Origin of the sequence: Pseudomonas mediterranea CFBP 5447 (genome assembly GCF_000774145.1) — a bacterium.
In the GTDB taxonomy this organism is placed as follows: domain Bacteria; phylum Pseudomonadota; class Gammaproteobacteria; order Pseudomonadales; family Pseudomonadaceae; genus Aquipseudomonas; species Aquipseudomonas mediterranea.
Map to the genome: position 1 here is coordinate 544,289 of NZ_KN322983.1, position 26,956 is coordinate 571,244.

The window sequence follows — 26,956 nt, forward strand, 5'->3', positions numbered from 1 at the left end:
GCAACGGTTTAGAGCCTTCATGCCTCGCCACAAAAGCAGCACAGTCTCGGTTCCAACACACCAATCCGAAAAAATTAACAACGTTTAACTCACGCATACACCCCCTCTGACCGGACCATGGAGACCTCCATCCCTCTCAAGGAAGTCATGTCATGAGCACCTTCATCACCCGCGACGGCACCGAGATCTATTACAAGGATTGGGGCAGTGGTCAGCCGGTTGTCTTCAGCCATGGCTGGCCGTTGAACTCGGACAGTTGGGAAGCGCAGATGATGTTCCTGGCGTCCAACGGTTACCGGGTGATCGCTCACGACCGCCGTGGGCATGGGCGTTCCAGCCAGCCTTGGGATGGCAATGACATGAACACCTACGCCGATGACCTGGCCGAGTTGATCGAGCGGCTGGACCTGAAGGACGCGGTGTTGCTCGGTTTTTCCACCGGCGGTGGTGAGGTGGCGCGCTATATCGGCCGGCATGGTGCCGCCCGCGTCGCCAAGCTCGGGCTGATCTCGGCGGTGACGCCACTGATGCTCAGGACCCCGGCCAATCCGGGTGGCCTGCCCATCGAAGTGTTCGACGGTTTCCGCCAGGCCTCCCTGGTCGACCGTTCTCAGCTATACAAGGATGTGGCCAGCGCGTTCTTCGGCGCCAACCGTCCGGGCGCCAAGGTGTCCCAAGGCATGATCGACTGGTTCTGGATGCAAGGCATGCTCGCCGGCCACAAGAACACGTACGACTGCATCAAGGCGTTCTCGGAGACCGATCTTTCCGAAGACTTGCGCAACATCGACGTGCCGACCCTCGTGGTCCATGGCGATGACGACCAGGTGGTCCCCATCGAAGCCGCCGGCATCGCAGCCGCCAAGCTGCTCAAGCACTCGCAACTGCTGGTCTACCCCGGCGCGCCCCATGGCCTGACCGATACCCACAAGGATCGACTGAACGCGGATCTGCTGGCGTTCATCCGCGGCTGATCGAGCAGAGAACCTGTGGGAGCGAGCCTGCTCGCGATAGCGGTGGGTCAGCTTGTGACGATGTCGGATGTGTCGACGCTTCGCGAGCAGGCTCGCTCCCACAGGATCGGCATTCCATAGGACTCTAACCGATGAATCGCAACGACTTACGCCGTCTCGACATGAACCTGCTGGTGATCTTCGAGGCGTTGATGTTCGAGAAGAACCTGACCCGCGTCGCGGAAAAGCTGTTCATGGGCCAGCCTGCCGTGAGCGCGGCGCTGGGGCGGCTGCGGGATCTGTTCGATGACCCGCTGCTGATCCGCCACGGTCGCGGCATGGAACCGACGCCGCGGGCCATGGCGATCCTGCGGGAGCTGCAACCGGCCATGGACACGATTTCCGGCGCGGTCAGCCGGGCCAAGGCGTTCGATCCGTCCACCAGTTGCGACGTGTTTCGCATCGGCCTGTCGGACGACGCCGAGTTCGGCCTGTTTCCGCCCTTGCTGAGCCAACTGCGGGAAGAGGCGCCGGGCATCATCGTGGTGGTGCGCCGGGCCAACTACCTGTTGATGTCGTCGTTGCTGGGCAGCGGGGAAATCAGCGTCGGCGTCAGCTACACCACTGATCTGCCGGCCAACGCCAAGCGCAAGAAATTGCGCGACATCCCTTGCAAGGTTTTGCGCGGCGACAAGCGTCCGGGCCCGCTGACCCTGGACGAGTACTGCGCGCGACCCCACGCCATGGTGTCGTTCTCGGGCGACCTGAGCGGCAACATCGACCTGGACCTGGCGCGCATTGGCCGGACCCGCAAGGTGGTGCTGGGCGTCCCGCAGTTCAGTGGCTTGCGGGCCTTGTTGGCCGGCACCGAACTGATCGCCACCGTGCCCGACTACGCGGCCTGCGCGCTGGTGGAAGGCTGCGCGTTGCGGGCCGAGGACCCGCCGTTCGAGATCAACGCGGCCGAGCTGTCGATGGTCTGGAGCGGCGTGCATGACAACGACCCGGCGGAGCGCTGGCTGCGCTCGCGCATTGCCACCCACATGTCCCAACCATTGCCGGCCGCCGCCTACGCGGATCCGGACGGAGCACACCGATGAACGCCGCCGACGAACGTACCCTGCAGGATTGGGGACTGCTGTTCCTGCGCCTCAGTGGCGCGCTGTTTCTGCTGTGGGTCCACGGGTTGCCGAAGTGGCTGCACTACAGCGACGAACTCACCCGCATCGAAGACCCGTTTCACCTCGGGGCGAGCCTCACCCTGATGTTGGCGATCTTCGCCGAAGTGCTGTGCCCGTTGCTGATCGCGGCCGGTGTCCTGGTGCGCCTGGCGTGCCTGCCCATCCTGTTCCTGTTGGCCGTTGCACTGTGGGTAGTCCACCCGCAATGGAGCCTCGAAGAAGGGCAGTTCGGCTGGCTGCTGCTGATCATCTTTACCTGCGTGTTCATCGCCGGGCCGGGTCGCCTGGCGCTGAATGCGCGTTTTACCGGAGTGTTACGCCATGTCTGAATCTCAAGCTATAGAGTCCACAACGGGCACTGCCTCACCCGGCTCCGACGAAATCGTCACGCTGATCGTCAAACACCGGATCAAGGCCGGCCAGGACGCGGCCTATGAGGCCTGGTTGCGACGCATCGTGACCGTGGCCGGCCGTTGGCCGGGCCACCTGGGGGTGGATGTGGTGCGGGGCAAGCAGGGTGGGTTATCGCTGTTCACTTGCGTGCTGCGCTTCCTTTCCACCGAGGCCCTGCAGCGCTGGCTCGATTCGCCTGAGCGCCGCGAACTGGTGGAGGAGGCCGCGCCGTTGCTGGCCGACGGCGACCAGACCGAAGTCGCCTCCCACAAGGAGTTCTGGTTCACCCCGCTGGCGGATGCCGCTACACCGCCACCGCGCTGGAAGCAGGCCGTGGTGACGTTGCTGGTGATCCTGCCGCACACCTTGCTGGTGCCGCTGATCTGGGGCCCGGTGCTGCAGCTCAACGCTTTTCTATCCAACTACGTCGTCGCCACGTTCCTGATCACCCTGACCATCGTGCTCTCGGTCTGCTACGTGTGCATGCCGCTGGCGACCCGTTTGTTCGCGCCCTGGATGGAGGCCTCGAAGGCGCATGAGCATCTGGAGTCTTAGCTGACACCGTTGTGGCAAGGAAGGCTTGTGTGGCGAGGGAGGAACGAGGGCGACCCGCGCGAAGCGGCCCTAAGTTTTTTGGGGCGCTGCGCCACCCAGCGGGAGCAAGCTCCCTCGCCACGGTATTCATTTTTGATAGTTGAAGGAAAACCCGATGAACGCCGATCTGATTCTGTTCAATGGCCAGTTCCACACCGTCGACCGGGAAAAGCCCCGGGCCAGCGCCGTGGCCATCAGCCAGGGCAAGTTCGTTGCCGTGGGCACCGACGCCGAGGCCATGGCCCTGCGTGGCAGCCGTACCCAGGTCATCGACCTCAAGGGGCGTACCGTCATTCCGGGACTCAACGACTCGCACCTGCACCTGATCCGCGGGGGCCTGAACTACAACCTCGAACTGCGTTGGGAAGGGGTGCCGTCCCTGGCCGATGCCCTGCGCATGCTCAAGGACCAGGCCGACCGTACGCCGGCGCCGCAATGGGTGCGCGTGGTGGGTGGCTGGAACGAATTCCAGTTCGCCGAAAAGCGCATGCCGACCCTGGAAGAACTCAACCAGGCCGCCCCCGATACCCCGGTGTTCGTGTTGCACCTGTATGACCGCGCCTTGCTCAACCGCGCCGCGTTGCGGGTGGCCGGCTATACCCGTGACACGCCGAACCCGCCGGGCGGCGAGATCGTGCGCGACAGCAAGGGCGAGCCCACCGGCATGTTGGTGGCGCGTCCCAACGCGATGATCCTCTACTCGACGTTGGCCAAGGGGCCGAAGTTACCGCTGGAGTACCAGGTCAACTCCACTCGCCAGTTCATGCGTGAACTCAATCGCCTGGGGCTGACCAGTGCCATCGACGCGGGTGGTGGTTTCCAGAACTACCCGGACGATTACGCGGTGATCGAGCAGTTGGCCCGGGAAGAACAGTTGACGGTGCGCATCGCCTACAACCTGTTCACCCAGAAGCCCAAGGAAGAGCTCAGCGACTTCAAGAACTGGACCGGCAGCGTCAAGCTGCACCAGGGCGATGATTTCCTGCGGCACAACGGCGCCGGTGAAATGCTGGTGTTCTCGGCAGCGGATTTCGAAGACTTCCTGGAGCCACGCCCGGACTTGCCGGCGAGTATGGAGCAGGACCTGGAACCGGTGGTGCGGCACCTGGTGGAGCAGCGCTGGCCGTTCCGCCTGCATGCCACCTACAACGAGTCCATCAGCCGTATGCTCGACGTGTTCGAGAAGGTCAACCGCGACATCCCGTTCAACGGCCTGCCATGGTTCTTCGACCACGCCGAAACCATCACCCCGCAGAACATCGAACGGGTCCGCGCACTGGGCGGCGGTATTGCCATCCAGGACCGCATGGCCTTCCAGGGCGAGTATTTCGTCGACCGCTACGGCGCCAAGGCGGCCGAAGCGACGCCGCCGATCAAGCGCATGCTGGCCGAAGGCGTGCCGGTGGGTGCCGGCACCGACGCCACCCGGGTGTCGAGCTACAACCCCTGGACCTCGCTGTACTGGATGGTCAGCGGCCGCACGGTCGGTGGCCTGGCGCTGCACGAAGAAGGCCTGCCGCGCCTCACCGCGCTGGAGCTGTTCACCCATGGCAGCGCCTGGTTTTCCTCGGAGCAGGGCAAGAAGGGACAGATCAAGGTCGGCCAACTGGCGGACCTGGCGGCACTGAGCGCCGACTTCTTCAGCGTCGAGGAAGAAGCCATCAAGTGGATCGAGTCCGTGCTGACGGTGGTCGACGGCAAGGTGGTGTACGCCGCCGGCGACTTCGAAAAACTCGGCCCTGCCAGCGTCCCGGTACTGCCGGACTGGTCGCCGGTGGTCAAGGTGCCAGGTCACTGGCGCCCGACCTCGCCGTTGCAGGCCCAGGTGCACCAGTGCAGCGGTCCTTGCACGGTGCATTCCCATAGCCATGAGCGGGCGCGGCTGTCGAACGTCCCGGTCAGCGATTTCCAAGGCTTCTGGGGCGCGTTTGGCTGTTCCTGCTTCGCGTTCTGACAAACAGTGTTGTAAGGGGGACACCCTCGCTCGGACGAGCGCTTAGCGGTTGAACATTCAGCGCCGCTGTCGCCTGACGATCGGCCATCGCGAGCAGGCTCGCTCCCACAGGTTTCGCACTTCCATCCAAAGGAGTCATCCCATGAGCAACGCCCCTGTCTACAACCGCCTGAACAAAGATGATGCCGTCGTCCTGCTGGTCGATCACCAGACCGGCCTGATCTCCCTGGTCCAGGACTTCTCGCCCAACGAGTTCAAGAACAACGTGCTGGCCCTGGCCGACCTGGCGAAATTCTTCGGTCTGCCGACTATCCTGACCACCAGCTTCGAAAAAGGCCCTAACGGCCCGCTCGTGCCGGAGCTCAAGGAAATGTTCCCGGACGCGCCATACATCCCGCGTCCAGGCCAGATCAATGCCTGGGACAACGAAGACTTCGTCAAGGCGATCAAGGCCACCGGCCGCAAGCAGCTGATCATCGCCGGCGTGGTGACCGACGTCTGCGTCGCGTTCCCGACCTTGTCGGCACTGGCCGAAGGTTTCGACGTGTTCGTCGTCACCGACGCCTCGGGCACCTTCAACGAAACCGTGCAGCAGGCTTCCTGGGCCCGCATGACCGCGGCTGGCGCGCAACTGATGAACTGGTTCTCGGTGGCTTGCGAACTGCATCGCGACTGGCGCAACGACATCGAAGGCCTGGGCAACCTGCTGTCCCAGCGCATTCCGAACTACCGCAACCTGATGAACAGCTATGCGGCGCTGACTGCCAAGTAAGCTGAGCGGTTCTAGCTGGACGACGCCCGCCTTGTGCGGGCGTTTTGGTTTTTGGTCGACTGACAGGCCGCCATCGCGAGCAGGCTCGCTCCCACAGAGGATTCGGGCGTTCTCAAGGGGCATGTCCGCCACAAAACCCATGTGGGAGCGAGCCTGCTCGCGATGGCGTCAGCCCATACAACCCTTCCCAACCTGTCTCACCCCGACCACAATGCTCAACTGAACTCCCTCACTGTCCACCCCTGGAGTGACAATGAACCCCTTCGAAGAAATGCGCATTTTCACCCAGGTCATGGAGTCGGGCAGCTTCACGGCGGCGGCGGACAAGTTGGGGTTGTCCAAACAATTCGTCAGCCGCAAGCTCATGGAGCTGGAACAGCGGCTGGGGGTTCGCCTGCTCAACCGTTCGACGCGGCGGCTGGACGTTACCCCATTGGGTCAGCGGTATTACGAAGCGGCCTTGCGTCTGCTCAGCGAAATCGAGCAGGTGGAGCAGGGTATCAGCGGCCAGACCAGCGAGCCTCGCGGCACCCTTCGGCTCAGCGCGCCGCTGTCTTTTGCCGTGGCGCACCTGGGCTGTCTGCTGCCGTTGTTCTTGCAGCGTTATCCCCAGGTCAGCGTCGAAGTGGACCTGAGCGACCGCTCGGTGGATTTGCTGGGGGAGGGTTACGACCTGGCGCTACGGATCGGCGTGCTGGAAGATTCGACCTTGATCGCCCGTCGCATCGCGACCATCGACCGGGTCTACTGCGCCAGCCCGTCCTACCTGGCGCGACGTGGCATTCCCGCGCGCCCCGAAGACCTGCGCAGCCATGACTGCCTGCCCTATGGTCACAGCCGTCAGGTTCAGTGGCGTTTCGGAGGAGGGGGGAAGCCGCTGGTGTTGGAGGTCACTGGACGCATGCGTGCCAACAACGGTGATCTGCTCAGGGATGCGGCCATCGCCGGCATGGGCATTACCTATCTCCCTACCTTCATCCTCGGCGACGCGCTGGAGGATGGGCGGTTGGTCAAGGTACTGGAGGGCTTTGAGACCGAGCCCCTGGCCCTGTCGGCGGTCTACCCGCAACATCGCCAAAGCTCGCGCCCGGTGCAGGCGCTGGTGGAATTTCTACGTGAACACATGCAATGACTGAGCTTCCAGCCGTCGCAAGACGACTGAAAGCTCCAGCGATACCCGATCAGGCGGCCATGTTGGCGCCGGTCAGTTCCTTCTTGTACTGCGCCTTCATGGTTTCCATCTGCTCACCCAAGGCATCCAGCTTGGCTTTGCCCAGCACTTTCTTGGCTTGGGGGAACATCTCTTTCTCTTCTTCTTCGATATGGTGCTCAAGCAGTTCCTTGACCACTTTCACCCGGCCGGCGAATTCAGGTTGGGAAGGATCGGTGGCCTTCAGGTCCGGCAGCACCAGGGAATCGACGGTGCGATGTTCTTCCTTGGCCTCGTAATACATTTCCGCCTCATCCTTGCCACCTGCCTGCTTGAAGGCGGGGTACAGGATTTCTTCTTCCAGCCGGGTATGAATGGTGACTTCCATTTCCAGCTTCGCCAACAGGTCAGTACGTTTCTTCACGCCGCGCTCGGTGGATTCGCTCAGTTGAGCAAGAATGCCCTTGACGCGTTCATGGTCAGCTTTCAACAGATCGATGGCGTTCATATACAGCTCCTCGGCAATTCACGGTTACGAGCCGGCTTCAAGCGCCGACGTCGTGTTAACCGAGAGTTGCATCGGCCGTGCCAGCCAAGAGGCTTTATAAAGTCCTTTTAAAACAAGGAGTTGAAAAGATCGCCATTTTTGGCATCGTGCAGGCTGCATGAAGAGGGGCCAAAGCGCCTTGCACTTTGCGCTGCCCTGACCGAGAACCCTTATGGGAGCGAGCCTGCTCGCGATAGCGGTCCTCCAGCCAATGATGATGTCGACCGGCCTGGCCTCATCGCGAGCAGGCACGCTCCCACAGTTTTTCCGCGTCGTCCCGCAAATCCTGCTCACCCCCATATCTCCTGTGGGAGCGAGCCTGCTCGCGATAGCGGTCCTCCAGCCAATGATGATGTCGACCGGCCTGGCCTCATCGCGAGCAGGCACGCTCCCACAGTTTTTCCGCGTCGTCCCGCAAATCCTGCTCACCCCCATATCTCCTGTGGGAGCGAGCCTGCTCGCGATAGCGGTCGTCCAGCCAATGATGATGTCGACTGGCCTGGCCTCATCGCGAGCAGGCTCGCTCCCAAAGGGGATTTGCAGCTCAGTCATCGAGCAACTGCCGCACCCGCCCGGCAATCGCCAGGCAAGAGGTCAGCCCCGGCGATTCGATGCCGAACAGGTTGATCAGTCCGGACACCTGGTGCTCGGCGGCGCTGCTGATGAGGAAGTCGCGGGCGGGTTCACCGGGGGCGGAAATCTTCGGGCGGATACCGCTATAAGCTGGTTGCAGGCTGTGATCGGGCAGGTCGGGCCAATAAGTGCGAATCGCCGGATAGAAGGCTTCGGCGCGACCGGGATCGACCCGGTAGTCCTCGTGTTCGACCCATTCGACGTCGGGTCCGAAACGGGCCTGGCCCGCGAGGTCCAGGGTCATGTGGATGCCCAGCCCGGCGGCTTCCGGGGCCGGGTAGACCAGATGCCGGAAGGGCGCACGTCCGGCCAGGCTGAAGTAGTTGCCTTTGCACAAATAGTCAGGGGGCACTGTTTGCGCCGGCAGGCCTTCCAGACGACGGGCGAGGGCGGGCGCCTGGAGACCGGCGGCGTTGATCAGTCGGCGGCAGGACAGGTTCATCTGGGCCGTGCCGCCCAATGCCAGTATGAAGCGCCCGGTACCGATGCGAGCCCCCAACAATGGCGTGTGGAAAGCAATGGTCGCGCCGGCCGCTTCGGCATCGCCTTGCAACGCCAGCATTAATGCATGGGAGTCGACAATGCCCGTGGAAGGCGAATACAACGCGGCGACACACGCCAGCGCCGGCTCCAGGGCCGACGCCTGCTCCTGATCGAGCAGGCGCAGGTCGTCCACGCCATTCAGCAAGCCGCGTTCCAGTAATGCCCGGAGCCCGGCCACCTGCGACGGGTCCTTGGCGACGATCAGCTTGCCGAGCCGGCGAGTCGTCACCCCGTGGCTTTCGCAATAGGCATACAGCCGGTGCCGACCTTCGACGCACAACCGGGCCTTGAGGCTGCCCGGTGGGTAGTAGATACCGGCATGGATGACTTCGGAACTGCGCGAGCTGGTGCCCATGCCGATGGCGCCGCCGGCTTCGATCAGCAACACCTCATGACCGGCCTGGGCCAGCTCCCGGGCCACGGCCAGACCGACCACCCCCGCACCCACCACCACGCACTCGATATCGACGCTCACCCTCATGTCTCCTCAGGGCTCTCAGGCGTTTCAGGGTAGTCCTGCCTGGGCAACGGGTGAAGTGCAATGCTAATGTTAAAAAATGTTAGATTGAAAAAATACTTCACAAGATCTGTTCATTGGTGGATGATCGACCCCAACCTGTAGGACAAAGCTCGCTCACAAGACCCAACAGAACAGTTCGCTGTCTCTTCCGGAGTGCCTCATGAATAACAAGAATGTCGGTGTGATCGGTCTCGGCGCGATGGGCCTGGGCATTGCCCGCTCGTTGCTGCGCGCGGGCTTCAATGTGCATGCCTGTGATGTGCGCGCCGCCGTTACCGAGCAATTTGCCGGCGAGGGCGGGGTGGCCTGTGTGTCGCCTGCCGACATGGCGGCTCAATGCGATGTGATCATCACCGTGGTGGTGAATGCCGAGCAGACCGACACCGTGTTGTTTGGCGAAAACGGGGCCGTGCAAGTCTTGCGCGAGGGCAGCCTGGTCATCGGGTGCGCCACCGTGGCGCCAACCTTTGCCGTGGAACTGGGCCAGCGCCTGGCGCAGACCGGCCTGCTGTACCTCGACGCGCCGATCTCCGGCGGCGCGGCCAAGGCCGCGGCCGGTGAGATGACCATGATGACGTCCGGCCCGGCACCGGCCTACGCCAAGGCCGAAGCGGTCCTGGCGGGTATGGCGGGCAAGGTCTATCGCTTGGGCGATGTCCATGGCCTGGGTTCCAAAGTCAAAATCATCAATCAATTGCTGGCCGGCGTACACATCGCCGCCTCGGCCGAAGCCATGGCCTTGGGGCTGCGTGAAGGCGTGGATGCCGATGCGTTGTACGAAGTGATCACCCACAGCGCCGGCAACTCCTGGATGTTCGAAAACCGCGTGCCGCACATCCTCAAGGCCGACTACACGCCCCTGTCGGCGGTGGACATTTTCGTCAAGGACCTGGGCCTGGTGCTCGATACCGCCCGCGCCAGCAAATTCCCGTTGCCGTTGTCGGCCACCGCGCACCAGATGTTCATGCAGGCCTCCAGCGCCGGTTTCGGGCGGGAGGATGATTCGGCGGTGATCAAGATTTTCCCGGGCATCGACCTGCCGACCGCCAAGCCCGACACGATCTGAGGAACCGACATGACCCTCTCCAACGCGCGCCCGCTGCTGGGCTGCATTGCCGACGACTTCACGGGTGCCACGGACTTGGCCAACATGCTGGTGCGCGGCGGTATGCGCACGGTGCAGAGCATCGGCATTCCCGGTGCCGACGACGCTGAAGGCCTGGCGGCCGATGCGATCGTCATTGCCCTCAAGTCGCGGACCCTGCCTGTGGCCGAGGCCATCGACGAATCCCTCGCGGCGCTGACCTGGTTACGTGAACGCGGCTGCCAGCAGATTTTCTTCAAGTACTGCTCGACCTTCGACTCGACCGCTGCGGGCAACATCGGCCAGGTCAGCGAAGCCCTGCTCAAAGCCCTGGGCAGTGATTTCACCCTGGCCTGCCCGGCGTTTCCGGAAAACGGCCGGACGATTTTCCGCGGCCATCTGTTCGTGCAGGATCAATTGCTGAACGAGTCGGGCATGCAACACCACCCGTTGACGCCGATGACCGACGCCAACCTGGTGCGTGTGCTGCAAGCCCAGACTTCCCTCCAGGTTGGCCTGTTGCGCTACGACAGTGTCGCCCAGGGCGTGGACGCCGTGCGGGCGAAGATTGCCGGGTTGCGCGCCCAAGGCGTCGGCATGGCCATCGCCGACGCATTGTCCGATGCGGACCTGTACACCCTCGGTGCGGCCTGCGCGGACCTGCCCTTGCTGACGGGTGGCTCCGGGCTGGCCCTGGGGTTGCCGGACAACTTCCGCCGAGCCGGCCAGCTGAGGGATTTCGATGTGTCGACGCTGCCCCAGGTCCCTGGTGGCGAAGTGGTCCTGGCCGGCAGCGCGTCCATCGCCACCAATGGACAAGTGGCCGCCTGGCTCGAGGCCGGGCGGCCGGCCTTGCGCATCGATCCCGTGGCGCTGGCGGCCGGTGAGCCGGTGGTCGCCCGAGCCCTGGCGTTTGCCCGCGACGCGGCGGACACGGTGCTGATCTATGCCACCAACAGCGCCGATGAAGTCAAGGCTGTGCAGCAACAGTTGGGCGCTGGTCGGGCCGGTGCGCTGGTGGAGAACGCCTTGGGCGAGATCGCCCGGGGTTTGCGCGAGCAAGGTGTACGGCGTTTCGTGATTGCCGGTGGCGAAACCTCCGGCGCGGTGGTCAAGGCGCTGGAGGTGACGCTGTTGCAGATCGGCGCGCAGATCGATCCGGGTGTGCCGGCCACCCTCAGCAGTGGCGCGGAACCGCTGGCCCTGGCACTCAAGTCGGGCAATTTCGGCGGTCGCGATTTCTTCGCCAAGGCCCTCGCGCAATTGGCCGGAGGCGCCCGATGAGCCCCGAAAGCGCCTTGCGCGAAGAGATCTGCGAAGTCGGCCTGAGCCTCTATCAGCGTGGCTACACCGTCGGCAGCGCCGGCAACATCAGCGCCCGGCTCGACGACGGTTGGCTGATCACGCCGACCGACGCCTGCCTGGGACGTCTCGATCCAGCGGCCATCGCCAAGGTCAATGCCGCCGGCGATTGGGTGTCCGGGCACAAGCCGTCCAAGACCCTGGCGTTGCATCGCCAGGTCTACGACCGCAACCCGACGGTCGGCGGCGTGGTGCACACCCACTCCACCCATCTGGTGGCGCTGACCCTGGCCGGGGTCTGGCGGCCCGACGATATCTTGCCGCCGCTCACGCCTTATCAGGTGATGAAGGTCGGGCACATTCCATTGATCGACTACCAGCGCCCCGGCTCGCCCAACGTGGCCGAGCAGGTGGCGCAACTAGCCAATCGGGTGCGCGGCGTGATGCTCGAACGGCTGGGCCCGGTGGTCTGGGAAAGTACGGTGTCCCGGGCCAGCTACGCCCTGGAAGAGTTGGAGGAGACCGCGCGGCTCTGGCTGCTGAGCAATCCCCGGCCCGAGCCGCTCGATCAGGCGGCACTGGATGAGCTGCGCAATATCTTCGGCGCCGATTGGTAAGGGACCCGCCACAAGAACCAAAGCCTTGCACAGCCAGTGGCGAGGGGATCGATTCCCTCGCCAGCGGTGCCGTGCGGGCTGGCTGAAAAAACAATAACAACAGGATTCACTCCATGATCCATTTCAACCGCAGTGTTTGTCGTGAAAGCGTTCTCCCGATTCTCTCCGGAGGGTCGCGCCCATGAGCCCGGTCATCCTGATGATCACGGCCGGGGCCGGGATTGCGCTGTTGTTGTTCCTGGTGCTCAAGTACAAGTTCCAACCGTTCGTGGCGCTGATGCTGGTGAGCATCCTGGTGGCGCTGGTGGCCGGGGTGAAGCCGGCCGACTTGGTGGCGACCATCGAAGGCGGCATGGGCAAGACTCTCGGCCATATCGCGATCATCATCGCCCTGGGCGCGATGATCGGACGCATCATCGAACTGTCGGGCGGCGCCGAGGCCCTGGCGAAAACCCTGATCGAACGCTTTGGCAACCGGCGCACACCGCTGGCCCTGACCATCGCCGGCTTCATCATCGGCGTGCCGGTGTTCTTCGAGGTGGGAGTCATCATCCTCATGCCGCTGGCCTATGGCGTGGCCCGCAGCGCCCGCAAGCCGTTGCTGGTGTTCGCCTTGCCGATGTGCGCGGCGTTGCTCACGGTGCATGCGTTCCTGCCGCCGCATCCGGGGGCGGTGGCGGCGGCCAGCCAGTTGGGGGCCGACCTGGGACGTGTGTTGATGTTCGGCCTGCCGTTGACTGCGTTCCTGTGTTTTGTCGGCTATAAAGTGGCGGGGCGCATGACCCGTCGTTTTTATCCGATGACCGATGACATCCGCGCCGAAGTCTATGGTCCCCACGTCACCAACGAAGACCTGGCCGCCTGGAGCAATGGTAACGGCCGGGATCCGCTGCAAGCCGCCGTCGCGGTGTCCCATATGGGGCTGGAAGAATCCACCGGCTCGCTGGTCGCCAAGCTGCCACCGGCGCCGCCACCGGGTTTCGGCCTGATTGTCGGGCTGATCCTGTTGCCAATCGTGCTGATCCTGCTGGGTACGCTGTCGACCACGCTGCTGCCGGTGGAGTCCACGGTTCGCGGTGTCATGACGGTGCTGGGGGCACCGCTGGTGGCCCTGCTGATCGACACCTTGCTCTGCGCCTGGCTATTGGGTTCACGGCGGGGCTGGAGTCGCAGCCAAGTGTCCGATGTGATCGGCTCGGCGTTGCCGGGGGTGGCGATGGTGATCCTGATCGCCGGTGCCGGTGGCGTCTTTGGCAAAGTCCTGGTGGACACCGGGATCGGAGCGGTGGTGTCCGACATGTTGCGCACCACCGGGCTGCCGGTGCTGGCGCTGGGCTTTTTGCTGACCATGCTGTTGCGTGCCGTGCAAGGTTCGACCACGGTAGCGCTGGTGACCACCGCCGGTATCATCAGCCCGTTGATCGCTACGCTCGGGCTGACCCCCAATCACCTGGCGCTGCTGTGCCTGGCCATGGGCGGTGGCGGGCTGGCGATGTCCCACATCAACGATGCCGGCTACTGGATCTTCACTAAACTGGCAGGGCTCAACGTGGCGGACGGCCTGCGCACCTGGACGGTGATCACCACGCTGCTCGGTACACTCGGTTTTGGAATCACCTTGTTGATCTGGCCTTTCGTTTAAGGAATATCGTATGCCTCGTTTCGCAGCCAACCTCAGCATGCTCTATCCGCAACATGATTTCCTCGACCGTTTCGCGGCTGCGGCGGCCGATGGTTTCGATGCCGTGGAGTACCTGTTCCCGTACGAGTACAGCCCCGAGGTGCTCAAGCAGCGGCTGGATGACAATGGTCTGGTCCAGGCGCTGTTCAACGCACCGCCCGGGAATTGGGCGGCGGGGGAGCGGGGGCTGGCGACGTTGCCCGGGCGCGAGCAGGAATTTCGTGAAGGTTTCGAGCGGGCCCTGGAATATGCCGCAGTGCTCGGCAACTCGAACATTCACGTGATGGCGGGCTTGCTCCCGTCCGAAGCCGAGCGTGCCCGGCACCACGCCGTGTACCTGGAAAACCTCGCCTACGCCACGACCCAGGCGGCGAAGGCCGGGATCACGGTGTTGCTGGAGCCGATCAATACCCGGGACATGCCGGGCTTTTTTCTCAACCGCCAGGACCAGGCCCATGCCATCTGCCGGGAGGTCGGGGCAGACAATCTCAAGGTCCAGTTCGATTGCTACCACTGCCAGATCGTCGAGGGCGACCTGGCGAGCAAACTCAGGCGCGACTTCAGTGGCATCGGGCACATCCAGATCGCCGGCGTGCCGGATCGGCATGAGCCGGACCTGGGGGAGGTCCATTATCCGTTCCTGTTCGGATTGCTGGACGAGCTGGGCTATAACGGCTGGGTCGGCTGCGAATACCGTCCCCGAGGTGATACCTCGGCCGGTCTGCAATGGCTGCGAGACTGGAAAGCGCGCCAGGAACTGTGAGAGATGGTGGTGGGTCAGCCGGCTTTGATGTTGACTGTTCCACTGCTATCGCGAGCAGGCTCGCTCCCACAGGGATTTCAGTTGTTCGCCAGATCTGTGGTTTGCCATCAATACCCTTGTGGGAGCGAGCCTGCTCGCGATGGCAGTGGGTCAGCTTGCATCGATGTTATTTGTGCCGCCGTCATCGCGGGCAAGCCTGGCTCCCACAGAGATTTCGGCTGTTCACAAGACTTGCGTTCGCCATCAATACCCCTGTGGGAGCGAGCCTGCTCGCGATAGCGATGGACCGGCACGCGACGATGTCAGGCAGGCTGCCCATCCGGTAACAGCAACTCGACGCCCTGCTTGCGGATACCATCGGCCGCCGCCGGTGCTAGGGCGTCGTCGCTGATAATGAAATCGAACTGCTCCAGCCCGGCGATTCGGTACATGCTGAAGGTGCCGTACTTGGAACTGCTGGCCACCAGCACTACTTGCGAGGCCGATTGCATCGCCACCTGCTTGACCTCCACCTTCAAGGCCGACGGCGTGGTGATGCCCCGTTGCAGGTCCCACGAACTGGTGGACATGAAGGCAATGTCCGTCACGATCTGACGCAAGGTTGCCACCGCCAGCCCGCCGACGCAGGAGTGGTTGGAATGATCCAGCTGCCCGCCGGTATGGATCACCGTCACCTGCGGCGCTTCCATCAGCGCCTGGACCACGCCGAAATCGTTGGTCACCACCGTCATCCCCGACAGCGCCTTGATGTAGGGCACGATCTCCAGGGTGCTGGTGCCGGCATCCAGGTACACCGTCATATCATCCTTCAACAGTCTGGCCGCCAGCTTGGCCATGGCCTGCTTCTGCGGCAGCTCCACCACGGCCTTGGACTGGTGGCTCGGCTCGCTGTGTAGCTGGCTGGCGATACGAACCCCACCGGTTACCGAATAGGCCCGGCCTTCCTGCTCCAGCAAAGCGATGTCGCGGCGCACGGTCATGTGCGAGCAATCGAACATCTCCATCAACTGGTGAACGCTCAGCACCTGATGCTTGCGCAACTGACGCAGGATCTGTTCCCGACGCTGCTCGGGAATCATCGGTGCGGGGCTGTCGTTGGCCATGTCCTTGGAGGTGGGCATTGGTGTGGGCTCGGTGACTGAAAGGGCAGGGGAATAGTAGCGAATCTGCAAGCAATGGACGAGGCGCAACTATGAATGCACCCCTAACCCCTCTGGCGGAGGAGCTTGCTCCCGCTGGGCTGCGAAGCGGCCCCAACCCGGACGGCTCAAAGGAAACTGACAGGCGCAGCACTCCTGTAACTTGGGCCCGGGTCTGTCAGGTTAAAGGGCATCGCCTGCTAGGGAGCAGCTTTTTGAGGCTCCATGTCATCCAGCGCTCGGTTTGCCAGTAATGAACCCAGTTCGACCAATTGCTGAATCCCTAACGCCACATGTCGTCGAGAACCTTCCAGCTCAAACGCCAGGTCACTGACCATTGCATTGGCCGAGGCGAGGGTTTCGCTGAGAGTGGTCAACACCGATTCCGTGTTGATACCCGGAACCACTGAAAAGACCTGCCTGTCCTGGGTGTCGGGTTTACTTGGGTTGGATGGGGATAAATGTACATTCAGCGCCCGATCGGCGGCTTCGCGAAGCTTTTTTGTATCGAGAGAGGTGTAGGCGGAAAGGTTTTCAGCCTTTGGGGGATTGGGGGTTACCTTGACCATGGTGAAGCTCCTGACTTGGAAGTGGCGCTCATTCCCCCCGTGACCAAACGAGGGTGGTGGGCGGTACGCAGGTTGGTCAACCGGGAAGTCAGGCACCCGGCGCACTCGAAAGTGCCCCGCGCACAGCCCACCGCAAAGCATACCGACAAAAGTGTCGCCATGCTGAGGTTGGCGCGTATGCGCCTGACATTGGACAGGTGACCAAACCTGATCGCTGAATTTGCAGCGACCCACAAAGCCTATCTTCGCGCCTTCCGAACCGGCAACCGCCGCGACTCGTCAGAAAATTCCTGTTCTGCAAATTTCTTGTAGGAACACCATGTCCTGTGGCGAGGGGATTTATCCCCGCTGGGCTGCAAGCAGCCCCCTACTGCAACTCGGTGGGTCAGATCAGTTGAGTGGTCAGCATTGGGGCTGCTTTGCAGCCCAACGGGGCGGTGCGACGTTTCGCTAAATCCCCTCGCCACAGGGGGTCCGATTACACCCAGGGAACACAGGCATAAAAAAACCCGCATCTCGCGATACGGGTTTTTTCACAGCGCCGGGGCTCAGGCGATCAGCCTGTCAGGCCCGCCTGCTGGACCAGGGTCAGCAACGGCTGCGGGTACACACCGAGGAAGAACGCCAGGATGGCGATGGCCAGCAGCATCACGCCGCCCGCTTTCTGTTCCCAGTGCAACTCGGCGTCGTGGCGACGCAGGTTGGGTTCCATCAGGTACAGGGTGACCATGACGCGCAGGTAGTAGAACACGCCGATGGCACTGCCCAGCACCAGGGAGCCGACCAGCCACCATTGATGCGCCTCGACGCCGGTGGCGACGATGTAGAACTTGCCGATGAAGCCGGCGGTCAGCGGGATGCCGGCCAGGGACAGCATCATCACGGTCAGCACGGCGGTCAGGTACGGACGGCGCCAGAACAGGCCGCGGTATTCGTACAGGGCGTCGGCGTCGCGGCCGTTGTACGGCGAGGACATCAGGGTGATCACGCCGAAGGCGCCGAGGCTGGTGATCACGTAGGTGACCAGGTACACGCCGATGGCTTCCACCGCCAGGCCCTTGCTGGCGATCAGGGCGATCAGCAGGTAGCCGAAGTGGGCGATGGACGAGTAACCCAGCAGACGCTTGAGGTTGCTCTGGGTCAGTGCCAGCAGGTTACCGAACAGGATCGACACGATGGCGATGATGGTCAGTACGTTGCTCAGCACACCGCTGCTGGCTACTGGCGAGATCTGGAACAGACGCACCATGACCGCGAACACCGCCACTTTCGAAGCGGTGGCCAGGAACGCCGCCACTGGCGCCGGGGCGCCTTCGTAGACGTCCGGGGTCCACAGGTGGAACGGCACCAGCGACAGCTTGAACGCCAGGCCGATCAGCATCATGCCCAGGCCCAGTTGCGCGATCGGGCTAGGCAGGCCGGTGGCCGCCAGGGCCTGGCCGATGCCGACGAAGCTCAGGGTACCGGCTTCCGCGTAGAGCAGCGCCATGCCGAACAACAGGAACGCCGAACCGGCGGCCGACAGCACCATGTACTTGATGCCGGCTTCCAGCGAGCGTTTGTTGAAGAAGGCGTAGGCCACCAGGCCGTAGACCGGCACCGACAGCAGTTCCAGGCCGATGAACAGGCTGGCCAGGTGCTGTGCGCTGACCAGGACCAGGCCACCGGCGGCGGCCATCAGGATCAGCAGGTACAGTTCTTCGCGGTTGCCCGGGTAACCCGAACCGCCGTCGCCGAGGTAGGCGTGGGCGAGGGTGACGCAGGCCAGGGTGGCGACCAGGATCAACGCCATGTACAGGCAGGCGAAGCTGTCGATCTGCAGCAATGGCGTGACCGCCAGTGGTGCGACTTTCAGGGCCGGCAGGATCGACAGCAAGGCCAGGTTCAGCCCCGCCACCGACAGCAGGAAGGTCTGTGAGTGATTGCGCCGCCAGGCGATCGCCAGCATCACCACGATGATCGTGGCGCTGGTGATCAACAGCGGTGCAAGCGCGATAAAGTGTTGAATCGTGAATTCCATAGCGCTCTTACCGGGCCGAAGCGAGTTGAGAGAAGGCGGTGCCGAGCCACTGCTGCACGCCATGCATGGTGGCGGCAGACGTGTCGAGGAACGGCTGCGGGTAGACGCCGAGGTAGACCAGCAGTATCGCCAGGCCCAGCACCATGATCAGTTCGCGACCGTCCATGCCGCGCAGCACTTCGTCCGATTTCGACGGGCCGAAGTAGGCGCGGTGGATCATGATCAGCGAGTAGACCGAACCGAACACCAGGCCGGAGGTGGCGATGGCGATGATCCACGGCGCGCTGACGAAGCTGCCGATCAGGATCAGGAACTCGCCGACGAAGTTGCCGGTACCCGGCAGGCCCAGGGAGGCGGCCGCGAAGAACAGGCTGATGGCCGGCAGGTAGGCGATGCGCGACCACAGGCCACCCATCTCACGCATGTCCCGGGTGTGCAGGCGCTCGTACAACTGGCCGCTGAGGATAAACAGCGCCGCCGCCGACAGGCCGTGGGCGAGCATCTGGATCACTGCGCCTTGCAGGGCGAGCTGGCTGCCGGAGTAGATCCCGATCAGCACGAAGCCCATGTGCGAGACGCTGGAGAAGGCGATCAGGCGCTTGATGTCGGTCTGGGCGAACGCCAGGAACGCACCGTAGAAGATCCCGATCAGGCCCAGGGTCATCGCAATCGGCGCGAACTCGGCCGAGGCGTTGGGGAACAGCGGCAGGGCGAAACGCAGCAGGCCGTAGGCCGCCGTCTTCAGCAGGATACCGGCCAGGTCCACGGAACCGGCGGTCGGCGCCTGGGCGTGGGCATCCGGCAGCCAGGAGTGGAACGGCACCACCGGCAGCTTCACCGCAAAGGCGATGAAGAAGCCCAGCATCAGCACGTACTCGGTGCCGCGCGACATCTGCACTTTCAACAGGTCGGCGTAGTTGAAGGTAATCACGCCGGTGTTGTTGAAGTTCACCAGCACCAGGCCCAGGATCGCCACCAACATGATCAGGCCGGAAGCCTGGGTGAAGATGAAGAACTTGGTCGCCGCGTAGATCCGGGTCTTCTTGCCGTCCGAAGAACTGTGACCCCAGAGCGCGATGAGGAAGTACATCGGCACCAGCATCATTTCCCAGAAGAAGAAGAACATGAACAGGTCCAGCGCCAGGAACACGCCGACGACACCGCCCAGGATCCACATCAGGTTCAGGTGGAAGAAGCCGACGTGACGCTGGATCTCTTTCCAGGAGCAGAGGACCGAGAGGATACCCAGCAGGCCGGTCAGCAGGATCATCAGCAGCGACAGGCCGTCGAGGGCCAGGTGCACGCTGATGCCGAAGCGCTCGATCCAGAGGTGCTTGAACTCAAGCGCCCAGGTCGGGTTGGCGCCAGGGGCCGGGGCGAATGAATAGTCACCGGTCGCCCACAGCCAGAGGCCGAGCGCGAGTTCCAGGGACATGGTCAGCAGCGCAATCCAGCGCGGGAGCGTGGAGCTGGAGCGCTCCGCGATCCAGCACAGCAGGCCGCCGATGAAGGGAATCAGGATTAGCCAGGGCAGAATCATGACGGGCTCGTTTCCTTTCGCAAGTTCGCAAGGTTCATATCAGACCGCTACCAGCACGATGGCGCCGATAACCAGCACAGCGCCAGCCGCCATGGAAGCCGCATACCAACGCAATTGACCGGTCTCGGTACGGCTCAGGGCAGTGTGGCCACCCTTGGCCATGCGCGGGATCAGGCCAATGGTCTGGTCGAGCGGGTCTTTGCGCAGAATGTGGCTGATCGCAAGGTATGGCTTGACGAACAGTTTGTCGTAGATCCAGTCGAAGCCCCAGGCAGCGAACCACCAGGCCGAAAGGACACGGCCGAGGCCGCTGTTGGCGATCGCGGTCACGAAGCGACGCTTGCCCAGGAACAGCAGGGCGGACAGCAGGATACCCGCCAGGGCGATGGCACCGGAGGCGATTTCCAGGCTGTGCTTGGCTTCGCCGCCGGCATGGCCGACGCTTTCCGGCAGCACACCGTGCAGCGGCGGGGTGATCATGGCGCCGACGAAGGTCGACAGCACGATCAGCACCGACAGCGGCAGCCAATGGGCAATCCCGTGGCCGGCGTGGGCTTCGGTCTTGGCTTCACCATGGAACGCGATGAAGATCAGGCGGAAGGTGTACAGCGAGGTCATGAACGCACCCACCAGGCCGGCATAGAGCAGGCCCTGGTTACCGCTGGCGAACGCTTCCCAGAGGATCTCGTCCTTGGAGTAGAAGCCGGCGGTGACCAGTGGCAGGGCCGCCAGGGCCGCGCCGCCGACGATGAAGCTGGCGTAGGCCAACGGCAGTTTCTTCCACAGGCCGCCCATCTTGAAGATGTTCTGTTCGTGGTGGCAGGCAACGATCACCGCACCGGAAGCAAGGAACAGCAGGGCCTTGAAGAAGGCGTGGGTCATCAGGTGGAAGATCGCGCCTTCCCAGGCGCCGACGCCCAGGGCCAGGAACATGTAGCCGATCTGGCTCATGGTGGAGTAGGCGAGGATCCGCTTGATGTCGGTCTGGACCAGGGCGGCGAAGCCGGCCAGTACGAGGGTCACGCCGCCGACGATGCCCACCAGGTGCAGGATGTCCGGCGCCAGGGCGAACAGGCCGTGGGTACGGGCGATCAGGTAGACGCCCGCGGTCACCATGGTGGCGGCGTGGATCAGGGCCGATACCGGGGTAGGGCCGGCCATCGCGTCCGCCAACCAGGTCTGCAGCGGCAGTTGCGCGGATTTACCGACGGCGCCGCCCAGCAGCATCAGGGTCGCCAGGACGATCCAGAAGTCGCCGACCTTGAAGTGCTCGGGTGCCTTGACCAGCAATTCCTGGATGTTCAGCGTGCCCAGTTGCTGGAACAGGATGAACAGGCCGATGGCCATGAACACGTCGCCGATGCGGGTGACGATGAAGGCCTTGAGTGCCGCGTTGCCGTTGTTGCGGTTGCTGTAGTAGAAACCGATCAACAGGTACGAGCACAGGCCCACGCCTTCCCAGCCGAAGTACAGGAACAACAGGTTATCGCCGAGCACCAGGAACAGCATGCTGGCGATGAACAGGTTGGTGTAGGCGAAGAAACGCGAGTAACCGGCTTCACCGCGCATGTACCAGGACGCGAACAGGTGGATCAGGAAACCCACGCCGACCACCACGCCCAGCATGGTGATCGACAGGCCGTCGATGTACAGGGCGAAGTTCGGCGTGAAGCCTTCCACCGCCATCCATTGCCACAGCACCAGGGTGTAGTGACCACCTTCGGGTGGTGCGACGTTGAATTGCCAGATCACGTACGCGGCAACAATCGCCGACAGGCCGATGGAGCCGACGCCAACCAGTGCCGAGAGGTTTTCCGACCAGCGTCCACGGGAGAACGCCAGCAGCAGGAAACCGATCAGGGGAAATACGAAAGTCAGAAAGATCATGTTCATCCGCGCATCTCACTGGCAGCGTCGATGTCGAGCGTGTGGAAGCGGCGATACAGCTGCAACAGGATCGCCAGGCCGATACTGGCCTCGGCGGCTGCCAGGCTGATCACCAGGATGAACATGATCTGTCCATCCGGCTGAGCCCAGCGAGCGCCCGCGACGATGAAGGCCAGGGCGGCGGCATTCATCATGACCTCCAGGCTCATCAGCACGAACAGAATGTTGCGGCGGACCATCAGGCCGACCAGACCGAGACAGAACAGGATGCCGGCAACCGCCAGACCGTGTTCGAGAGGGATAGCAGGCATGTGATTACTCCTTCGCCTCGTTACGGCCCAAATGGAACGCCGTGACGGCTGCGGCAAGCAGCAGCATCGAGGCGAGTTCGACCACCAGCAGGTACGGACCGAACAGGCTGATGCCCACGGTCTTGGCGCCTACGGTGGTGTGGCCGATGGCCTGGCCGCTCTGGTGAGCGAACAGCACATACAGCAGTTCACCCAGCAGCAGGGCGGCGAGAATCACCGGCCCCGCCCAGATGCCGGGCTTGAGCCAGTTGCGCTCCTGCTGGACCGAGGCCGGGCCGAGGTTCAGCATCATCACCACGAACACGAACAGCACCATGATGGCGCCGGCGTAGGCGATCACTTCCAGGGCCCCGGCGAACGGTGCGCCGAGGGCGAAGAAGGTCATGGCCACGGCGATGAGCGAAATGATCAGGTAGAGCAGGGCATGTATGGGATTGGTGTTGGTGACCACACGAAGCGTGGACACCACCGCGATACCCGATGCGAAATAGAAAGCGAATTCCATCTTTCTTCCTTAAGGCAGCAAGCTCTTCACGTTGATCGGTTCGGCTTCGTTCTGCGCGGCGCCTTTCGGCTTACCGGCAATGGCCATACCTGCAACACGATAGAAGTTGTAATCAGGGTTTTTACCGGGACCGGAAATCAGCAGATCTTCTTTCTCGTACACCAGGTCCTGACGTTTGAAATCCGCCATTTCGAAATCCGGCGTGAGCTGGATCGCGGTGGTCGGGCATGCTTCCTCGCAGAGGCCGCAGAAAATGCAGCGCGAGAAGTTGATGCGGAAGAAGTCCGGGTACCAGCGACCGTCTTCGGTTTCAGCTTTCTGCAGCGAGATGCAGCCCACCGGGCAGGCTACGGCGCACAGGTTGCACGCCACGCAGCGCTCCTCGCCGTCGGGGTCGCGGGTCAGGACGATGCGGCCGCGGTAACGCGGTGCCAGGTAGACCGGCTCTTCCGGGTATTGCAGGGTGTCGCGCTTGCGGAAGCCATGGCCGAAGATCATGACCAGGCTTCGCAGTTGGGTACCGGTACCCTTAACGATGTCGCCAATATATTTGAACATGGGTCAAATCCTCACTGAACCGCGGCCGCAGGCATGTTCAACAACACGATCGCAGCGGTCACCAGCAAATTGATCAGGGTCAGTGGCAGGCAGAATTTCCAGCTGAAGTCCATCACCTGGTCGTAGCGCGGGCGCGGGATGGCGGCGCGCAGCAGGACGAACAGCATGATGAAGAACGCGGTCTTCAGGGCGAACCACACGAAGGACAGTTGCGGCAGGATGTCGAACGGACCGTGCCAGCCGCCGAAGAACAGCGTCACCAGCAATGCCGAGATCAGGACGATACCGATGTACTCGCCGACGAAGAACATGCCCCATTTCATGCCGGCGTATTCAATGTGGTAACCGTCGGCCAGTTCCTGTTCCGCTTCCGGCTGGTCGAACGGGTGACGGTGAGTCACGGCCACGCCAGCGATGAAGAAGGTACAGAAGCCGAAGAACTGCGGAATGATGAACCACAGGTTCTGGGCCTGGTACTCGACGATGTCGCGCATGTTGAACGAGCCGACCTGGACCACCACGCCCATCAGCGCCAGGCCCATGAACACCTCGTAGGACACGGTCTGGGCCGAGGCCCGCAAGCTGCCCAGCAGGGCGTACTTGTTGTTGCTCGACCAACCGGCGAACAGCACCGCGTAGACCGACAGGCCGGCCATGGCGAAGAAGAACAGCAGGCCGATGTTCAGGTCCGCCACGCCCCAGGTCGGGGTGATCGGGATGATCGCGAAGGCGATCAGCAAGGCGCTCATGGCCACCACCGGCGCCAGGGTGAAAATCACCTTGTCGACGAAGGGCGGCGTCCAGTCTTCCTTGAAGAACATCTTGATCATGTCGGCGGCGATCTGGAACATGCCGAACGGGCCGACGCGGTTCGGACCGTAGCGGTCCTGCCACCAGCCCAGCAGGCGACGTTCGACAAAGCTCAGCAACGCGCCTGTGACCACTACGGCCAGCAGGATCACGATGGCCTTGAGGACCGTCAGGATCACAGCGATCACATCAGGGGTGAACCAGCTCATTGCGCTGCCTCCTGCAGACCGTCGACGGTTTTACCGAACACCGCCGGCGGGATTCCCGCCAGGCCGGCCGGCAGGGCCACCAGGCCGGCGCCCAGTTCTTCATTGATGCGCAGCGGCAGACGCAGGGTCTGGCCGGCCACGTTCAGGCTCAGCAGGGCGCCATCGTTGACACCCAGGCGGTCGGCTTCGGACTTGGCCAGCGCCACGTAGGCGGCCGGGATGCGTTCCTGCACCGGTGCGGCCTTGGAAGAGTTCTCTTCGCTACCGAACAGGTGATGGAACGGCACGACCTGCCAGGTGCCCGGTGCCGGGTTGAAGGCGCGCGGCACGCTGGCGAACCAGCTCAGGCCATCGCCCTGGCTTTCGATCAGGCGGGTACCCGGGTCACCGGCACGCAGGTGACCACCGACTTCGTCCTGGAACTTGTTCCAGGCCTGCGGCGAGTTCCAGCCCGGCGACCAGGCGAACGGCACTTGCGAGCGCGGTTCGGCGGAGCCCGAGTAACCTTCCATGGAGAAGGCGAACGCGGTGTCCGTGTCCTGCGGGGTGCGTGGTTCGTGAACGTTGATGTTCGCGCGCATGGCGGTGCGGCCAGAGTAACGCAGCGGTTCACGGGCCAGTTTCAGGCCCTTGATGCGGAACGCGGCGGACGGCGCGGCGTCAACGATGCCGGCCAGTTGCGCGGTGCTCGAGGCACAGGCAGCGGTGACGTGGTCGAGTTGCGTCCAGTCGATCGGCTGGTTCAGCAGGGTGGCGCGCAGCGCATGCAGCCAGCGCCAGCCTTCGTGGACCAGGATGCTGGCGTCCAGGTATTGCGGGTCGAAGACCTGGAAGAAGCGCTGGGCGCGGCCTTCCTGGCTGACCAGCGTACCGTCGCCTTCGGCGAAGCTCGCCGCCGGCAGCACCAGGTGGGCGCGGTCGGTGGTGGCGGTCTTCTGGTGGTCGGCGACGATCAGCACTTTCGCGGCGTTCAGGGCGGCGTCCACACGGGCGTTATCGGTGCGGGTGTACAGGTCGTTCTCCAGCACCACGATGGCGTCGGCGCTGCCGTCGATCACCGCTTGCAGGGCGGCATCCACCGATTCGCCACCGAGCATGGCCAGGCCGAGGCTGTTGGCTTCCGGCACGACCAGGCTGATGGAGCCGTTCTTCTCGCGCAGCTTCAGGGCCTTGGCGATGTTGGCGGCGGCCTCGATCAGGGCCTTGGAGCCCAGGGAGGTACCGGCGATCACCAGCGGGCGCTTGGCGGCCAGCAGGGCGTCGGCGATGCGCTGGACCAGGGCGGTCGCTTCGCTGTCCAGGCCTTCGACGGCCGGGGCGCTGGCGTCCAGGGCGTGGGCGACGGCAAAGCCGATGCGTGCCAGGTCGTCAGGGGCGGCGTGAACGCATTCCTCGGCGACGTCGTCGAGCTTGGTTTCAGCCAGGCTGGCGATGAACAGCGGGTTCAGCTCGTGCTGACCGATGTTCTTCACGGCAGCGTCGAGCCACGGCTGGACGCGCATGGCGTCGGCCATGTCCTCGGCCTTGCCCTTGACCGACTGGCGCAGGGCCAGGGCCATGCGTGCCGCGGTCTGGGTCAGGTCTTCGCCGAGGACGAACACGGCGTCGTGGTCTTCGATGTCGCGCATCGTCGGCACGGGCAGCGGACTGTCCTTGAGCACTTGCAGCACCAGGCGGATGCGCTCCAGTTCAGCGGCCTCGATGCCGCTGTAGAAGTGCTCGGCGCCGACCAGTTCACGCAGTGCGTAGTTGCTTTCCAGGCTGGCCCGTGGCGAGCCGATGCCGACGATGTTGCGGCCGCGCAGCAGTTCGGCGGCCTTGTCCAGGGCGGCGTCCAGGCTCAGCTTGGTACCGTCGGCCAGCAGCGGCTGGCGTGGACGGTCCGTGCGGTTGACGTAGCCGTAGCCGAAGCGGCCGCGGTCGCACAGGAAATACTGGTTCACCGAGCCGTTGTAGCGGTTCTCGATGCGACGCAGTTCGCCGTAGCGCTCGCCCGGGCTGATGTTGCAACCGCTGGAGCAGCCGTGGCAGATGCTTGGCGAGAACTGCATGTCCCACTTGCGGTTGTAGCGCTCGGAGTGGGTCTTGTCGGTGAACACACCGGTCGGGCAGACCTCGGTGAGGTTGCCGGAGAATTCGCTTTCCAGGGTGCCGTCTTCAATGCGACCGAAGTACACGTTGTCGTGGGCGCCGAACACGCCGAGGTCGGTGCCGCCGGCGTAGTCCTTGTAGTAACGCACGCAGCGGTAGCAGGCGATGCAGCGGTTCATCTCGTGGGAGATGAACGGGCCCAGTTGCTGGTTCTGGTGGGTGCGTTTCTTGAAGCGATAACGGCGCTCGTTGTGGCCGGTCATCACGGTCATGTCTTGCAGGTGGCAGTGACCGCCTTCCTCGCAGACCGGGCAGTCGTGCGGGTGGTTGGTCATCAGCCATTCGACGACACTGGCGCGGAACGCCTTGGATTCTTCATCGTCGATGGAGATCCAGGTGTTGTCGGTGGCGGGGGTCATGCAGGACATGACGATACGACCACGGGTGTCGTTCTCGTCGGTGTACTGCTTGACCGCACACTGCCGACAGGCCCCGACGCTACCAAGCGCGGGATGCCAGCAGAAATAAGGGATGTCGAGGCCTAGCGACAGACATGCCTGTAACAGGTTGTCTGCCCCGTCGACTTCGAGCGCTTTGCCGTCTACGTGGATAGTGGCCATGGTTCAAAGT

The 26,956-nt window shown here is 63.3% G+C and carries 24 protein-coding genes; 12 read left to right on the forward strand and 12 right to left on the reverse strand.

Annotation, left to right across the window (positions count from 1 at the left end):
- The first annotated feature begins 152 nt into the window (after positions 1 to 152).
- The 7 genes from N005_RS07990 to N005_RS08020 all read left to right on the forward strand — a co-directional run bounded on the left by N005_RS07990 (position 153) and on the right by N005_RS08020 (position 6,979).
- Entirely contained in the window at positions 153 to 974 is an 822-nt protein-coding gene (locus tag N005_RS07990) for an alpha/beta fold hydrolase (RefSeq protein ID WP_041024343.1), read from the forward strand.
- A gap of 131 nt (positions 975 to 1,105) precedes the next feature.
- Positions 1,106 to 2,053, forward strand: a complete 948-nt coding sequence (locus N005_RS07995; RefSeq protein ID WP_047700687.1) for a LysR substrate-binding domain-containing protein — start codon at positions 1,106 to 1,108, stop codon at positions 2,051 to 2,053.
- On the forward strand, positions 2,050 to 2,463 hold the full coding sequence (locus tag N005_RS08000) for a DoxX family protein (protein WP_047700688.1): 414 nt from the start codon (positions 2,050 to 2,052) through the stop codon (positions 2,461 to 2,463). Before N005_RS07995 ends, N005_RS08000 begins: the two co-directional genes overlap by 4 nt.
- Complete coding sequence (locus N005_RS08005) at positions 2,456 to 3,082, forward strand: antibiotic biosynthesis monooxygenase (RefSeq protein WP_047700689.1); 627 nt, start codon at positions 2,456 to 2,458, stop codon at positions 3,080 to 3,082. The genes N005_RS08000 and N005_RS08005 overlap by 8 nt, the downstream gene beginning before the upstream one ends.
- 154 nt (positions 3,083 to 3,236) lie before the next feature.
- Positions 3,237 to 5,075, forward strand: coding sequence for an amidohydrolase (locus N005_RS08010; RefSeq protein WP_047700690.1), 1,839 nt, complete (start codon positions 3,237 to 3,239; stop codon positions 5,073 to 5,075).
- A gap of 142 nt (positions 5,076 to 5,217) precedes the next feature.
- Positions 5,218 to 5,847, forward strand: a complete 630-nt coding sequence (gene ycaC / locus N005_RS08015) for an isochorismate family cysteine hydrolase YcaC (RefSeq protein WP_041024338.1) — start codon at positions 5,218 to 5,220, stop codon at positions 5,845 to 5,847.
- A 253-nt stretch (positions 5,848 to 6,100) separates the two neighbouring features.
- Entirely contained in the window at positions 6,101 to 6,979 is an 879-nt protein-coding gene (locus N005_RS08020) for a LysR family transcriptional regulator (RefSeq protein WP_047700691.1), read from the forward strand.
- Between the two features lie 49 nt (positions 6,980 to 7,028).
- Here N005_RS08020 and N005_RS08025 read toward each other — a convergent pair whose 3' ends face one another.
- Both N005_RS08025 and N005_RS08035 read right to left on the reverse strand, forming a co-directional pair.
- The gene (locus N005_RS08025) at positions 7,029 to 7,505 is read right to left on the reverse strand and encodes a PA2171 family ribosome-binding persister protein (protein ID WP_047700692.1); all 477 of its coding nucleotides are present in this window, start codon (positions 7,503 to 7,505) and stop codon (positions 7,029 to 7,031) included.
- 583 nt (positions 7,506 to 8,088) lie between these two features.
- Positions 8,089 to 9,195: an NAD(P)/FAD-dependent oxidoreductase gene (locus tag N005_RS08035; RefSeq protein WP_047700694.1), complete on the reverse strand. Its 1,107-nt coding sequence runs from the start codon at positions 9,193 to 9,195 to the stop codon at positions 8,089 to 8,091.
- 184 nt (positions 9,196 to 9,379) lie between these two features.
- Between N005_RS08035 and ltnD the strand changes: the two genes are divergently transcribed.
- The 5 genes from ltnD to otnI all read left to right on the forward strand — a co-directional run bounded on the left by ltnD (position 9,380) and on the right by otnI (position 14,687).
- Entirely contained in the window at positions 9,380 to 10,306 is a 927-nt protein-coding gene (ltnD, locus tag N005_RS08040) for an L-threonate dehydrogenase (protein WP_265086718.1), read from the forward strand.
- A gap of 9 nt (positions 10,307 to 10,315) precedes the next feature.
- A complete protein-coding gene (otnK, locus tag N005_RS08045) occupies positions 10,316 to 11,608 on the forward strand; it encodes a 3-oxo-tetronate kinase (protein WP_047700696.1) in 1,293 nt (430 codons plus the stop codon).
- Positions 11,605 to 12,243, forward strand: a complete 639-nt coding sequence (otnC, locus tag N005_RS08050; RefSeq protein ID WP_047700697.1) for a 3-oxo-tetronate 4-phosphate decarboxylase — start codon at positions 11,605 to 11,607, stop codon at positions 12,241 to 12,243. The genes otnK and otnC overlap by 4 nt, the downstream gene beginning before the upstream one ends.
- A gap of 181 nt (positions 12,244 to 12,424) precedes the next feature.
- Entirely contained in the window at positions 12,425 to 13,885 is a 1,461-nt protein-coding gene (locus N005_RS08055; RefSeq protein WP_047700698.1) for a GntT/GntP/DsdX family permease, read from the forward strand.
- A gap of 10 nt (positions 13,886 to 13,895) precedes the next feature.
- Positions 13,896 to 14,687: a 2-oxo-tetronate isomerase gene (gene otnI, locus N005_RS08060; RefSeq protein ID WP_047700699.1), complete on the forward strand. Its 792-nt coding sequence runs from the start codon at positions 13,896 to 13,898 to the stop codon at positions 14,685 to 14,687.
- Positions 14,688 to 14,989: 302 nt separating this feature from the next.
- Here otnI and N005_RS08065 read toward each other — a convergent pair whose 3' ends face one another.
- The 10 genes from N005_RS08065 to nuoG form a co-directional block, all read right to left on the reverse strand.
- Complete coding sequence (locus N005_RS08065; protein WP_047700700.1) at positions 14,990 to 15,808, reverse strand: DeoR/GlpR family DNA-binding transcription regulator; 819 nt, start codon at positions 15,806 to 15,808, stop codon at positions 14,990 to 14,992.
- A gap of 218 nt (positions 15,809 to 16,026) precedes the next feature.
- Positions 16,027 to 16,395, reverse strand: coding sequence for a DUF6124 family protein (locus N005_RS28085; RefSeq protein WP_081993231.1), 369 nt, complete (start codon positions 16,393 to 16,395; stop codon positions 16,027 to 16,029).
- Between the two features lie 556 nt (positions 16,396 to 16,951).
- Positions 16,952 to 18,415, reverse strand: coding sequence for an NADH-quinone oxidoreductase subunit NuoN (gene nuoN, locus N005_RS08075; protein WP_024779325.1), 1,464 nt, complete (start codon positions 18,413 to 18,415; stop codon positions 16,952 to 16,954).
- Between the two features lie 7 nt (positions 18,416 to 18,422).
- Positions 18,423 to 19,955, reverse strand: coding sequence for an NADH-quinone oxidoreductase subunit M (nuoM, locus tag N005_RS08080; protein ID WP_047700702.1), 1,533 nt, complete (start codon positions 19,953 to 19,955; stop codon positions 18,423 to 18,425).
- 39 nt (positions 19,956 to 19,994) lie between these two features.
- Complete coding sequence (nuoL, locus tag N005_RS08085; protein ID WP_047700703.1) at positions 19,995 to 21,848, reverse strand: NADH-quinone oxidoreductase subunit L; 1,854 nt, start codon at positions 21,846 to 21,848, stop codon at positions 19,995 to 19,997.
- The gene (gene nuoK / locus N005_RS08090) at positions 21,845 to 22,153 is read right to left on the reverse strand and encodes an NADH-quinone oxidoreductase subunit NuoK (protein ID WP_017131317.1); all 309 of its coding nucleotides are present in this window, start codon (positions 22,151 to 22,153) and stop codon (positions 21,845 to 21,847) included. The genes nuoL and nuoK overlap by 4 nt, the downstream gene beginning before the upstream one ends.
- Positions 22,154 to 22,157: 4 nt before the next feature.
- Positions 22,158 to 22,658 (reverse strand): NADH-quinone oxidoreductase subunit J, encoded by a 501-nt coding sequence (gene nuoJ, locus N005_RS08095; protein ID WP_024779321.1) that lies wholly within the window; start codon positions 22,656 to 22,658, stop codon positions 22,158 to 22,160.
- Positions 22,659 to 22,667: 9 nt separating this feature from the next.
- Positions 22,668 to 23,216: an NADH-quinone oxidoreductase subunit NuoI gene (gene nuoI, locus N005_RS08100; RefSeq protein WP_024779320.1), complete on the reverse strand. Its 549-nt coding sequence runs from the start codon at positions 23,214 to 23,216 to the stop codon at positions 22,668 to 22,670.
- An 11-nt stretch (positions 23,217 to 23,227) separates the two neighbouring features.
- The gene (gene nuoH / locus N005_RS08105; RefSeq protein WP_047700704.1) at positions 23,228 to 24,235 is read right to left on the reverse strand and encodes an NADH-quinone oxidoreductase subunit NuoH; all 1,008 of its coding nucleotides are present in this window, start codon (positions 24,233 to 24,235) and stop codon (positions 23,228 to 23,230) included.
- Entirely contained in the window at positions 24,232 to 26,946 is a 2,715-nt protein-coding gene (nuoG, locus tag N005_RS08110) for an NADH-quinone oxidoreductase subunit NuoG (protein ID WP_047700705.1), read from the reverse strand. Before nuoG ends, nuoH begins: the two co-directional genes overlap by 4 nt.
- Between the last annotated feature and the right edge of the window lie 10 nt (positions 26,947 to 26,956).